Source organism: Paracoccus sp. UBA889 (assembly GCA_002294185.1).
Classification (GTDB): domain Bacteria; phylum Pseudomonadota; class Alphaproteobacteria; order Rhodobacterales; family Rhodobacteraceae; genus Paracoccus.
On sequence record DBFD01000015.1, the window covers coordinates 35,051 to 47,165 of the forward strand.

Here is a 12,115-nt window from a genome sequence, read left to right on the forward strand (position 1 = left end):
TCAGCCTGCCTCGCGGCGTTCCCCATGCCCCAGGATTTCCGCCCCCGAGGCCGGGATCATGACATGGCCCTCGACGCGGTTCCGGCCGCTGCGCTTGCCCTGGTAAAGCATGGCGTCGGCGGTCGAGATCCACAATTCCATCGACAATTCGGACGAGCAGCGACCGCTGGCGACGCCGATGCTGACGGTCACGACAGGGCTGACATCAGAGCCGCCGTTGCCGATACCCAGAGCCTCGACCCTCCGGCGCATGTCCTCGGCCACCTCCAGCGCGCCATCGTGATCGGTGCGCGGCAGGATGCAGGCGAATTCCTCGCCGCCATAGCGCAGGCAGGTATCGCCGCTTCGCCGGACCGCGCCGCCTAGTGCCGAAGCCACCTTGCGCAAGCACTGGTCCCCTTCAAGATGCCCATAAAGATCGTTGAACTGTTTGAAGAAATCGATATCCAGCATGATGAAGGACAGCCAGTCGCCCTCGCGAGAGAGGCGGCGCAGTTCGGTCTGAAGCAGCTTTTCCAGAAGCCGGCGGTTGCCAAGACCCGTCAGCCCGTCCGTCATCGCCAGATTGGCCAACTGGTCTCGCATCCGCTTCAATTCGATATGGTTGTCCACACGGCTGCGCAGGGCAACCGGCTGAATCGGTTTGGTGACATAATCGATGGCCCCGGCGGCCAGACCGCGCACCTCGTCCTCGGTGTGGTAAAGGCCGGTGGTGAAGATCACCGGTATGTCGGCCGTGGCGGGGTCGTCTTTCAGCTTTCTGCACACCTCGTAGCCATCCAAGCCCGGCATCACGATATCCAGCAAGATCAGATCCGGCGTCACCCGCTGAACGACCCGCAACGCATCTTCCCCCGAACGGGAAAAGCAGATCTCGTAATCCTCGCCCAGGACAGCGCCCATGATCTCGATATTCGCGATCTCGTCGTCCACGATCATGATGACCGGTTTGCTCATGTTGCGACCTCACCATTGTCGGGACCGGTTTCGGGCTGCGTGCCGTCCAGAAGGCGCAGCGCCTCGGCATAATCCAGTCGCAGCAGAGCCTGAAGCACGGGATGGGCGTCACGCGTGCCGGCGTCCAGGCCCAGGGCATCGGCAAAGGCGTGAAAACCGGCTCGTGCCGAAAGGCTCCTGCGACACAGTTGTTGGCGCAGCGCATCCCGGGCGGCCCGAGCCTCGGCCGAGGCGTGCGAAGCCGCGTTGATCCGCGCGGCAGCCGGGGCGTCGGCACTTGCCTGCGACGGCGCGGGCTGAAGGCTGTTTGCCGCGGCGATGGCCGGCGCCATCCTGTCCGCCAGTTCCGCGATCAACCCGGCCACGGCGCCGGATTCGCCGGCGCCAAGCGCCGCCTCGATCTGCCCGGCCAGATCCGGCACCTCGGCCAGTTCCAGCGATCCGGCGACGCTTTTCAGGGTGTGGGCCAGCCGCGCCGCATCCTCGATCCGCCCAGCCCGGATCATGGCGCGCAGATCGTCGCCGACACGGCCGTAGCTTTCCCCGAAACTGACGATCAGACGCCGCAACAATGCGGCCTTTCCGTTCACGCGACGAAGCGCGCGGTCCAGGCCGAAGGGCGGCAGTTGTGCAGGCAGGACGGGCACCAAGCCGGTCGCACCGGCACGTGTCCGCTCTTTCCGGACCGCCTGCGGTCCGGTCTTCAGCCAGGTTCCAAGAACCCTGATCAACTGATCGGGATCCACGGGTTTCGAGATGTGGTCGTTCATGCCGGCTCCAAGGCAGCGCTGCCGCTCTTCTTCGTAGGCGTGGGCGGTCAGGGCGATGATCGGCAGGCAATCGGCCGAATGTGTCTGCCGGATCAGCTTCGTGGCCGCCACGCCGTCCATCTCGGGCATCTGCACATCCATCAGCACGGCCGCGTAGCCATGATCCTCATCCAGAATCCTGCGACAGGCGATGACACCGTTTTCGGCGCAATCGACGACCAGACCCGCGTCGTTCAGCAACTCCACCGCGATCTCGCGATTGATCGCGTTATCCTCGACCAGCAGAACGCAAAGGCCCTGCATCGCTTGCGGAAGGTGCAGACCGGCGGACGAAGCGCGCAGGTCGGCGCCGGAACTGACGGGCGGCGCGGCGGGCGGAATCAACTGGTTCAGCATGTCCAGCAGGCCGTGTGCATCAAGCGGTTTGCGCAGGACTGCGCTGATCGCGGCACGATCCTGGTCCCGGATGAATTCGTCGATCGGATAGGCGGTGACGATCAGCGTTGTCGGCATTACCGCCAGATGCGGGCTGGATTGCATCGCCCGGACCGTCTGCAAGCCATCCATTCCTGGCATCTTCCAGTCCAGAAGAACCAGATCATAGGGGTTGCCGGCCATTGCCTCGCGTTCCAGCATTGCCAGCGCCTCGGAGCCCGACGGGACCAGATCGCCCCGCATGTTCCAGCGGGTCAGGGTCGCGTCGATGAAATCGCGCGAGGCCGGGTTGTCGTCAGCCACCAGCACCCGCAACGCCCGCAGGCGATCATGGGGCAGTGGCGCCTGACAGCTTGCATCGGCCCCGATCCCAAGCCGCATCGTGAAGGTGAAGACACTGCCCAGGCCCGGGGTGCTTTGAACCTCGATCCGGCCGTCCATCTGTTCGACGATCTGGCGGCAGATGGCCAGGCCCAGTCCGGTCCCTCCGAAGCGCCGGGTGGTGGAACTGTCGGCCTGCATGAACGAGGCGAAGATATGCGCCTGCTGGGCGGCTGTCATCCCGATGCCGGTATCGCTGACCGCGCATTCGATACAGACCCTGTCCGCATCGCTCCTGATCTGTCGGACCGAGATGGTGATGCCACCCTTTTCGGTGAACTTGATCGCGTTGCTGAGCAGGTTCAGCACGACCTGATTCAGGCGCAACTCGTCGCCTGTGACCAGCGCAGGAATGCGATCGTCGATCCGCGCCGCCAATGAAAGGCCCCGGGCCCGCGCGCTTTCCTCGACAAGCTGGATCTGGCTGCCGATCGCGGCGCGAAGGTCGAAATCATGCGATTCCAGCGTCAGCTTGCCGGCCTCGTTCTTCGAGAAATCGAGGACGTCGTTGATCAGTCGCAGCAGCGAGACGCCGGCATCGTTCAGCTTGGCCACGTGGTCGCGCTGGCGTGGTTCCAGGCGCGAACGCTGCAACAGGTGGCAAAATCCCAGGACGGCGTTGATCGGTGTGCGAATCTCGTGACTGATATTGGCCAGGAACATGCTTTTCGCGCGGCTGGATTCCTCGACCAGGCGATTGCGATCTTCCAGCGCGACGCTTTTGGCGATCAGTTCATCGCTCATCACGCTGATCCGCTCGAAGGCCTTGCGAACCATGTCGATCACCCACAGCAGCACCAGCATCTGGAAAATGACGATGACGGCGTGCAGGACGACGCGCGCCAGATCGCCGTCGCTGGGAAACACCGCATAGGGCAGGAAATAGAGCAGCAGCAGATGGTGCAGCGCCGTGCCGGTTCCCGAAAATACGATTACCGCGCGGTCGAACCAGGCGATGTTCAATGCGATGACGGCAAAGAAATACATGTGCATGTCCATCTGCCAGGGGTGACCGGCAAACAGGATCAGCAGAAAGGCCGGCTCTCCGATCAGCACGATGCCTGACAGGTTGCGCGTGACCGCGCCCGTGCCGCAACGCAGCCAGGCGATGTGATAGATCAGCGCGAGTCCCGCCCCAATCAGCATGGCGGCCGGCACCGACATGACCTTGTTCCATGCCGCCGCCGCGCCCAGCACCGGCACATGCGCCCACAGCAGCCAGACCAGAAGCGCGCCGAAACGTTCGCGCAAGCGATGAATTTCGGCGTTCATCACAGATCTCTTCCGGGGGGACCGAAACAGCCCAGCAGCTTGGGCGAGGGCAGAACGATCCAGGCGCCTTCGGCACGGACGGCCTCCGCGAAACCCGGATCGTCTGATGCGGCAAGGGCTATTCCGGGAAGTCCGCCGAAGCCCACGATGCCGCCGCGCGCGCGATAGACCATGTCCAGGATCGCCCCGGTCGCCGTCCCGGGGCGTGCCAGGATCAGATATTGCCCGGGAACGGTGCTGGTCAGAATGGTGGCCGTCGCCAGTCCTGCCAGCCCCAGCACCAGCAGGACCAGAGCGGGCAGGGCATCGGCCCAACCGCTGCTCTGTTCGCCGGGGGCGGGTGCCCCGGTTTCCACGATTTCATCCGTCACTGCCCACCCATTCGCGCTGCCGAGACTTGCAATGTTTGCACACTAGCGCAGGGGGGCTGTCCGATCCGTTAATGGCTGGCCGGAAAACCATGAAAGTTTGTCGCGCTTCGGACGGGCGCGGCGGCGCGGTCGTCGCGCCCCGGTTGCGATCGGACGGGCGGCGGCGCGATTCGCGCGCGCGACCGGCGGGTTTCGCTCAGAAGGCGAGGCGCAAGGGATCGGTTCTCTGCAAGATAGAAATGAACAGCGAAAAGCCGCGGAAACCCGGCCGAACACCAAATCTTGTAAGGACATCGGCCATGTGGGGATTAGGCTTGCGGGGTCAGGTGAAAGGTAGCTTCATGTTCAGACGATATCCCCTCTTGATTGCTCTCAGCGTCGGCCTGGCGCTTGCAACCTCCGTCGGCGCTCAGCAGACGAATGCAGACACATTGAAGATTTATTTTCAGACCGGCAGCGCCGGCATCTCCTCCGATGGGCGCGGCACGCTTGATCAGGCGGCGCGCCTGTTCCGGGACGGCAACCCCATCGTCATGATCGTGGCCGGGGGGGCGGATACGGTCGGCAAGCCCGATTACAATCTTCGCCTGTCGATCCGGCGCGCGCAGGCCGTGGCCGACGGCCTGGTGGAAAGAGGCATTCCCGTCGATCGGTTGCAGGTCCTGGGACGCGGCACGAGCGAATTGGCCGTCGAGACCGATGACGGGATCGCCAAACGAGAAAATCGCGTTGTCGAAATTTCTTGGCGATAGAGGCTGCCAGTCGGTCTGGGCCGGTGCGCTGTCTCTATCCCTTGGCCTGGCGCTGTCCGCCGGGGCGGATCCGCTTGGAGATGGCCAGCAGGCTTTCGAGGCTCGCGACTTCGCCCGCGCCGATGCGGTGTGGCAGGCCGCGGCGGACGAGGGTTCGGCCGAGGCGATGGTGCGGCTGGGGCTGTTGCGCGATCTGGGCCTGGGCGGGCCGCGCGATGCCGCCGCCGCGCTGGCTCTGTATCTGAAGGCCGCCAGACTTGGACTGGCCGAGGCGCAATTCAACGCGGCGGTGCTGCTGGATTCCGGCGACGGCGTGGCGCGCGATCCCCGGGCGGCAGCGGGTTGGTATGGTCGGGCCGCGGCGAACGGGCATGTCAGGGCACGCTATAACCTGGGGCTTATCCTTGCTGCGGGTGACGGGGTGCCGAGGAACGCGGATCTTGCCCGCTACTGGCTGGAGGATGTGGGCGGCGGCCTGCCGGCGGCGGCGGATCGGCTGGCAAATCTGGCGCCGCCCCCGCCCGGACAGCGCCGACTGGAGCCGCCGATCCCGCTTTCGGCCGGGCTGGTCCCGCGGGATCCGGCCCGGTCCGGACCGATCAGGGCCGAGATGGCATGGGCCGGCGCGCCTGCGGCCCGGGCTCTGCCTTTCCGGGTTGAAATCGCCCGGAGAGACAGGCCGTCCGACCCGGCGCGGATGGTGTTTTCCGACGATGTCCCGGGCTCGGCGCTGCGCGTCGATCTGGCCGGCACGACAGGGCGGCTGGTCTGGCGGGTGTCGCGCGTCGGCCCTGCCGCGTCACGCTATGCCGCGATGCCGTGGCAGGTTTTCGATCAGGCCGGTGACGAAGGCGAGGCGCCGTCCGGATTGATCCGGATCCAGGTTTCGCCCGGCGACGCCGCGGCGTCGCGTTTCGCGCGCGATCTGATCCGCGTGTTCGACGCGACGGGATATTGGACCGAGATCGTGGAAACCGCAGCGCCGCCCGACGCCGGCAGCGCGGTCAGCTATGCCTACGATGCCGATGCTGCTCTGGCCCGCGACATTGCGCTGTCGCTGCCGGGCCTGGGCGCGGGCAGCCTGTCTTTCGTCACCGATCCGCAGCGGTCTCCGGGAATGGTGGTGCTGCGCCTGATCGGTGGCCCGGCAAGCTGACCGGAACCATGATGATCGGGGCGTCAACGAAAAAGGCCGGGCGATTGCCCGGCCTTTTCCCGTGTCTTTGCAAAATTGCGCCTTATTCGCGTCCGCCCATGAATTGCAGCAGGAACATGAACAGGTTCAGGAAGTCGAGATAGAGCTGCAAGGCGCCCATGATCGCGGATTTGCCGAGGAAATCCTGATCCGAACCCGCCAGCCGCAGGTAGGTATTCTTGATGTTCTGCGTGTCATAGGCGGTCAGACCGGCGAAAATCAGCACACCCAAGGCCGAGATCGCGAATTGCATCCCCGAGGATTGCAGGAAGATGTTCACGATCGAGGCGACGATCAGGCCGATCACACCCATGATCAGGAAGCTGCCCCAGCCCGAGATGTCCTTCTTCGTGGTATAGCCCCACAGCGAAAGTCCCGAGAAGGCGATCGCCGTCACCAGGAAGGTCTGCACGATCGAGAACGGCGTATAGACCAGGAAGATCGAACTGATCGACAGCCCCATCAGCGCCGCGAAACCGTAGAACATCATTGTCGCGGCCTGCACCGACAGGCGATTCAGGGCGGCGCCGAAGGCGAAGACCATCAGCAAGGGCGCGAAGACGATCACCCATTTCAGGGGCGAGGCATAGATTGCGGTGCCCAATTGCGTCAACTGGCCGGCGGAATCGACCGCGGCGCTGCTGATGCCATAGGCTGCGACGGCGGTTACACCCATGCCGACCGCCATCAGCCCATAAACCTTGTTCATGTAGGCCCGCAGCCCTTCATCGACCGCACCCGTCCGGGTGCCGACGCTCTGGGCCGAGCGGTACGTATTGTAATCTGCCATCTACGTCTCCCTTTTGCGGTTGGGCTCAACGGCCCCAAGTCATGCCGATCATATTGGCAGACCCGGCCCGCGATTCAATATGCCGCGCGTATCACATCTGCGCTGTTTACAGGGTTATCACGACTTTTCCAACGGATTTGCGTCGCCGCAGCATCTCGAAGCCCTCGTCCAGCCGCTCCAGCGGCAGGCTGCTGCCCGCGACCGGCTTCAGCCGGCCGGCCTCGAACAAGGCCAGAAGCGCCGTCATGCTGTCGCGCCGGGCTTGCGGATCCAGGCTGGCATAGCCGCCCCAGTAGAAGCCGTGAATGGCGATGTTCTTGACCAGCGCGTGATTCAGCGCAAGGACCGGGGGCTGGCCGCCGGCGAAGCCTATGGCCAGAAAGCGACCGCCGCGCTTCAGGGCGCCGAAGGCTGCGGCGCCGGGCCGGTCGCCGACCGGATCATAGACCACGTCGATCCCCCCGCAATCGCGCAGCGCGGCCTTCAGATCCGGGCAATCGTCGCTGTCGATGACCAGATCCGCACCGGCGGCGCGCACCGCCTGCAACCTTTCGCGCCCGCGGGCAACCCCGATGACGCGCGCACCCATCGCCCGGCCGATCTCGACCGCGGTCAATCCGACGCCACCCGCGGCGCCCAGCACCGCCAGCGTTTCGCCCGGTTTCAGCTTTGCCCGCATGGTCAGGGCCAGATGGCTGGTGCCGTAGGCGATCTGGAAACCGGCCGCCTGTTCGTCGCGCATCGCATCGGGCAGGGGCAGGCAGGCATCCGCAGGCACCGCAACGATCTGGGCCATCGTGCCCGGATGCAGCACCGCCACCCGGTCGCCACGCTGCAACCCGCAGCCGTCGGGCGCCGCGACGACCTGGCCCGCACCCTCCAGCCCCGGAACATAGGGCGGCGTGGCCTTTTCCTGGTATTGGCCGCTTGCCTTCAGCAGATCGGCAAAGTTCAGCGCGGCGGCGCCGATCCGCACCAGAACCTCGTCCGGGCCGGCCGCGGGCGGGCCGGCGTCGCGCAGCACGGGCACCTGTCCCAAAGCGGTGATCTCGGCGATTCGAATCGTCTCGGCCATTTCTGTCTCTCCATAATTAACGCAATGACTTCATCCCGTTGTGCCAACCTGTCCAAATGGACAGGACTACGGAAACCCCGACCTGTCTTTTTGGTCAGAAACGGGCCTGTTAACCATGTTGACACTCGATAATTGTGACACCTTGGGCTACTGCCTCTTTAGATTGAGCGAGGTAGGACGATGAAGCACGGTGTTGATGTTCATGTTGGTAAGCGTATCCGCCATCGTCGCTGGATGATCGGAATGACCCAGCAGCAGCTTGCTGACAAGGTCGGGATCAAGTTCCAGCAGATCCAGAAATACGAGACCGGGATGAACCGGGTCTCGGCGTCCCGGTTGTGGGACATCGCCCGCGCGGTGGATGTCCCCGTCAGCTTCTTCTTCGAGGGCCTTCATGAAGGCGCGCTGGCCGATGAGGTCACGGGCGACATTCTGGCCGACAAGGAGGCGCTGCAACTGGTTCGCGCCTATTATGCGATGCCGGCCGCGCAGCGTCGGCAGATCTTCGAACTGGCGCGGGTTCTGTCGGACGCTGCCTGAAAGGCAGAAGACGGCCAGGAAAACCGCCGCTGACCGGCTGGTGTCACGGTCCGTCTTGCACCGGCCGCCGCCGGGGGTGGCGGGTCCGGGCCGATGCGGCTAGACCTCGTGACGCAATGTCACGGGGGCGCCGATGGAAGACAGGCAGCAGATCATCGAGACCGCGCACCTGATGGCCGATGCCGCAAGGCGCGCGATCCTGCCGCTGTTCCGAACCGGCATTCTGGCCGAAAACAAGCGCCCGGCCGGTTTCGATCCCGTAACCGAGGCCGACCGTGCCGCAGAGACCGCCATGCGCAGGGTTCTGGCCGAACGCCGCCCGGACGATTCCGTGCTTGGCGAGGAATTCGGATCGCGGCACGGCAGCAGCGGTCTGACCTGGATCCTCGATCCGATCGACGGCACCCGCGCCTTTCTGTGCGGGGCGCCAAGCTGGGGTGTCCTGATCGGCCTGCGCGACGCGGGCGGGATCCGATACGGGCTGATCGACCAGCCCTATCTCGGCGAACGTTTCGAAGGCGGCTTCGGGATCGCCCGTCTGACCCATCGCGGCGGCACCTCGCCGCTGCGCGCCCGCACACGGGTCGCGCTGAACCACGCCCTGCTGATGACCACCTTCCCCGAAATCGGCACCGGGGCCGAGGCCGCCGCTTTCCGCCGCGTCTCGCAACAAGCGCGGCTGACGCGCTATGGTCTGGACTGCTATGCCTACGCGCTTCTGGCGATGGGGCAGATCGACCTGGTGATCGAGGCGGGCCTGCAAGCCTATGACATCGCCGGACCGCTGGCGGTGGTCCAGGCGGCGGGCGGGATCGTGACCGACTGGCAGGGCGGCTCTGCCGCCGGGGGCGGGCAGGTGGTCGCCGCCGGCAGCCCGGAATTGCACCGCGAGGCGCTTGACCTGTTGAACCGCTAGCGCGCCCGACCTAATCAGTCACGGAACCTCGAACGGCAGGAGACGAGGCATGGCCGACGACGACAAGAGCCCGGAAACGGACCACGAGATCGCCGCCGACGCCGCTGATCGCGACGACGAGGATTTCCAGCTGCGCGACGACCTGCTGGATCGCATCCACGCCGCCATCGAGGACGAGGATTCGGCACGTCTGAACGACCTGCTGGAGCCGATGCACGCCGCCGACATCGCCGACGTGATCGAGCAGCTTTCCAGCGCCGAGCGTCGCGCCTTTCTGCATCTCTATTCCGGCGAGATCGACGGCGAGATCCTGTCCGAAATCGACGAGGGCATCCGCGAAGAGGTGCTGGAACAGTTGCCCCGCGCGGTGCTGGTCGAGGCTGTCCGCGAGATGGACAGCGACGATGTCGTCGACCTGATCGAGGATCTGGACGAATCCGGCCGGGCCGAGATTCTCGCTGCGCTGGATGACAGCGACCGGGCGGCGGTCCAGCAATCGCTGGGCTATCCCGAATATTCCGCCGGCCGACTGATGCAGTCCGAGACCGTGACCGCCCCCGAGCACTGGACCGTCGGCGAGGCGATCGACTTTCTGCGAAGCGAGGAGTGGCTGCCGGAACAGTTCTACCACGTGATTCTTGTCGATCCGCGCCGCCATCCGACAGGATATGTCGCGCTTGGCCGCCTTCTGGCCTCGCCCCGTGCCACCGCCCTGAGCGACATCACCGAGGACAGTTTCCGTACCGTCAGCGCCTATGCCGAGGAAGGCGACGTGGCCTATGCCTTCAACCAGTATCACCTGATCTCGGCCCCGGTCGTGGATCGGGACGAAAGGCTGGTCGGCGTGATCACCATGGATGACGCGATGAACGTCATGGATGAGGAACACGAGGAAGACATCCTGCGCCTTGCCGGCGTGGGCGAGGATTCGGCGATCACCGATACCGTGGTCGAGACCCTGCGCCAGCGGCTGCCCTGGTTGCTGGTCAATCTTTTCACCGCCATCGTCGCCTCGCTGGTCATCGCGATCTTCGAGGCGACGATCCAGCAGATTGTCGCGCTGGCGGTGCTGATGCCGATTGTCGCCTCGATGGGCGGGAATGCCGGCACCCAGACCCTGACCGTCGCGGTCCGCGCGCTGGCCACCAAAAGCCTGACCGGCAGCAATGTCTGGCGCGTGGTCCGGCGCGAGGCGATCGTCGGGGTGATGAACGGGCTGGCCTTTGCGCTGGTGATGGGCGTGGTGGCGTGGTTCTGGTTCGACGGCGTGTCGCTGGCCGCCGTCATCGGCATCGCGATGATCGTCAATCTTGCCGTTGCCGCCCTTGCCGGCATCCTGATCCCGCTGGCTCTGGAACGGGTGGGCGCCGATCCGGCGCTGGCCTCGGGCACCTTCGTGACCACCGTGACCGACGTCGTGGGCTTCTTCGCCTTCCTCGGTCTTGCCTCGGCCGTGCTGCTGTGAGCGCCGCCGCAAAGGCCGCGCTGCGGGCGCGGGCGCTGGCCGCGCGGCTGGCGGGCCAGGGCGACGCGACGGGGATCACCCGCCATCTGACACAGGCGCTGGCGCCCCATGCGGGGGCCGGGCTGGCGGGCTACTGGCCGATGCGCGGCGAGGCCGATCCGCGCCCGGCCATGATGGCCCATTCGGGCCCGCTGGCCCTGCCCGTGGTGACGGGCAGGGGGGTCGCGCTGATCTTTCGTGCCTGGGACGGCGGCGCGCTGGAACCCGGTCCCTATGGCACCGCCCATCCGCCCGAATCGGCACCCGTCCTGACGCCCTCGGTTCTGATCGTGCCGTTGGCCGCCTTCGACAAGGCCGGCAACCGAATCGGCTATGGCGGCGGCTATTACGACCGCAGCCTGCAATTGCTGCGCGCCGCGGGCCCGGTCTGCGCGATCGGGTTGGCCTTCGCGACGCAGGAATTGCCCGAAATCCCGGCAGAGCCCTTCGATCAGCCGCTGGATCTGATCGTCACCGACCAGGCGATCCGGCATCCAGATCGCTGAATTCTGTCATTGTGGCCTTGTCGCATCATCTGTGCACAACCTCTGGATGAATCGCGGATAAGGCTGTGGAAAAGTTCCGGATAAAATTCCGTATGTGATTGACGATAAATAACTTATTTGGCCCCTCTGAGGGGCGGACAACTTGCGGCGAGCAAAGCTGTGAGCGAATCCACGGCGACGCCGAACCGGGTCTGTCAACGCCCAATCTTTCGCGCATATGGTAAAAAAATAGTTGAAACCGACCAAATCTGGCGTCAGTTTGTATTTCACGGCGAAGGTGGCACAAGATGTGGTGGCGGCTGCCACCGGCACCACGAAACACCGGGCCGGACCCTGATCGAAAGCCTTGCAGGCGCTTGCCGCGCCTGACTGCCTTCTGCCGCAAGTGGAAGGCTGGGGATGCATGTCCATGGTACCGGGGCAGGGGCGCGGGGACAGCGATACGAGCATGAACGAGGGGCAGGCATGAAAATCGAGCGGCGTTTCACCACCGAGGAATCCGGGGCCTATGGCGCGGTGGACTTCACCATGACAACCAGCGAGATCCGCAACCCGGACGGCAAGATCGTCTTTCGCAATGATCAGGTCGAGGTGCCGAAGGGCTGGAGCCAGGTCGCCAGCGACGTGATCGCGCAGAAATATTTCCGCAAG

12 protein-coding genes are annotated in these 12,115 nt (G+C 65.1%); 7 read left to right on the forward strand and 5 right to left on the reverse strand.

What is annotated here, in order from left to right:
* Genes B4L36_RS01765 through B4L36_RS01775 form a run of 3 tightly spaced genes read right to left on the reverse strand, consistent with a single transcriptional unit; the run spans nucleotide 1 to nucleotide 4,186 of the window.
* A complete protein-coding gene (locus tag B4L36_RS01765; protein ID WP_292951431.1) occupies nucleotides 1–957 on the reverse strand; it encodes a diguanylate cyclase in 957 nt (318 codons plus the stop codon).
* Entirely contained in the window at nucleotides 954–3,815 is a 2,862-nt protein-coding gene (locus B4L36_RS01770) for a response regulator (protein WP_292951434.1), read from the reverse strand. Before B4L36_RS01770 ends, B4L36_RS01765 begins: the two co-directional genes overlap by 4 nt.
* Complete coding sequence (locus B4L36_RS01775) at nucleotides 3,815–4,186, reverse strand: hypothetical protein (RefSeq protein ID WP_292951437.1); 372 nt, start codon at nucleotides 4,184–4,186, stop codon at nucleotides 3,815–3,817. Before B4L36_RS01775 ends, B4L36_RS01770 begins: the two co-directional genes overlap by 1 nt.
* Nucleotides 4,187–4,512: 326 nt before the next feature.
* Here B4L36_RS01775 and B4L36_RS01780 point away from each other — a divergent pair, with 326 nt between their 5' ends.
* Together B4L36_RS01780 and B4L36_RS01785 are read left to right on the forward strand one after the other, a co-directional pair.
* Nucleotides 4,513–4,938, forward strand: a complete 426-nt coding sequence (locus B4L36_RS01780) for an OmpA family protein (RefSeq protein WP_292951440.1) — start codon at nucleotides 4,513–4,515, stop codon at nucleotides 4,936–4,938.
* The gene (locus B4L36_RS01785; RefSeq protein ID WP_292951443.1) at nucleotides 4,916–6,094 is read left to right on the forward strand and encodes a tetratricopeptide repeat protein; all 1,179 of its coding nucleotides are present in this window, start codon (nucleotides 4,916–4,918) and stop codon (nucleotides 6,092–6,094) included. Before B4L36_RS01780 ends, B4L36_RS01785 begins: the two co-directional genes overlap by 23 nt.
* An 82-nt stretch (nucleotides 6,095–6,176) precedes the next feature.
* Here B4L36_RS01785 and B4L36_RS01790 read toward each other — a convergent pair whose 3' ends face one another.
* Together B4L36_RS01790 and B4L36_RS01795 are read right to left on the reverse strand one after the other, a co-directional pair.
* Nucleotides 6,177–6,923, reverse strand: coding sequence for a Bax inhibitor-1/YccA family protein (locus B4L36_RS01790; protein WP_292951446.1), 747 nt, complete (start codon nucleotides 6,921–6,923; stop codon nucleotides 6,177–6,179).
* Between the two features lie 106 nt (nucleotides 6,924–7,029).
* Entirely contained in the window at nucleotides 7,030–7,998 is a 969-nt protein-coding gene (locus B4L36_RS01795) for an NADPH:quinone oxidoreductase family protein (RefSeq protein ID WP_292951449.1), read from the reverse strand.
* A 180-nt stretch (nucleotides 7,999–8,178) separates the two neighbouring features.
* Between B4L36_RS01795 and B4L36_RS01800 the strand changes: the two genes are divergently transcribed.
* The 5 genes from B4L36_RS01800 to B4L36_RS01820 all read left to right on the forward strand — a co-directional run.
* A complete protein-coding gene (locus tag B4L36_RS01800; RefSeq protein WP_292951452.1) occupies nucleotides 8,179–8,538 on the forward strand; it encodes a helix-turn-helix domain-containing protein in 360 nt (119 codons plus the stop codon).
* A 133-nt stretch (nucleotides 8,539–8,671) separates the two neighbouring features.
* A complete protein-coding gene (locus tag B4L36_RS01805) occupies nucleotides 8,672–9,454 on the forward strand; it encodes an inositol monophosphatase family protein (protein WP_292951455.1) in 783 nt (260 codons plus the stop codon).
* 49 nt (nucleotides 9,455–9,503) lie between these two features.
* Entirely contained in the window at nucleotides 9,504–10,919 is a 1,416-nt protein-coding gene (gene mgtE / locus B4L36_RS01810) for a magnesium transporter (RefSeq protein ID WP_292951457.1), read from the forward strand.
* Nucleotides 10,916–11,464 carry a 5-formyltetrahydrofolate cyclo-ligase gene (locus B4L36_RS01815; RefSeq protein ID WP_292951460.1) on the forward strand — a complete coding sequence of 183 codons (549 nt, stop codon included), beginning with the start codon at nucleotides 10,916–10,918 and terminating at the stop codon, nucleotides 11,462–11,464. The genes mgtE and B4L36_RS01815 overlap by 4 nt, the downstream gene beginning before the upstream one ends.
* A gap of 465 nt (nucleotides 11,465–11,929) precedes the next feature.
* Nucleotides 11,930–12,115 (forward strand): hypothetical protein (locus tag B4L36_RS01820; protein ID WP_292951463.1); only part of this gene is annotated, 186 nt, incomplete at its 3' end.

Excerpts from the sequence above, each read along its gene's own strand:
- B4L36_RS01805 (WP_292951455.1), top strand. The coding sequence starts at position 8,672 with ATGGAAGACAGGCAGCAGATCATCGAGACCGCGCACCTGATGGCCGAT.
- B4L36_RS01795 (WP_292951449.1), bottom strand. The coding sequence starts at position 7,998 with ATGGCCGAGACGATTCGAATCGCCGAGATCACCGCTTTGGGACAGGTG.
- B4L36_RS01790 (WP_292951446.1), bottom strand. The coding sequence starts at position 6,923 with ATGGCAGATTACAATACGTACCGCTCGGCCCAGAGCGTCGGCACCCGG.
- mgtE (WP_292951457.1), top strand. The coding sequence starts at position 9,504 with ATGGCCGACGACGACAAGAGCCCGGAAACGGACCACGAGATCGCCGCC.
- B4L36_RS01770 (WP_292951434.1), bottom strand. The coding sequence starts at position 3,815 with ATGAACGCCGAAATTCATCGCTTGCGCGAACGTTTCGGCGCGCTTCTG.
- B4L36_RS01800 (WP_292951452.1), top strand. The coding sequence starts at position 8,179 with ATGAAGCACGGTGTTGATGTTCATGTTGGTAAGCGTATCCGCCATCGT.
- B4L36_RS01765 (WP_292951431.1), bottom strand. The coding sequence starts at position 957 with ATGAGCAAACCGGTCATCATGATCGTGGACGACGAGATCGCGAATATC.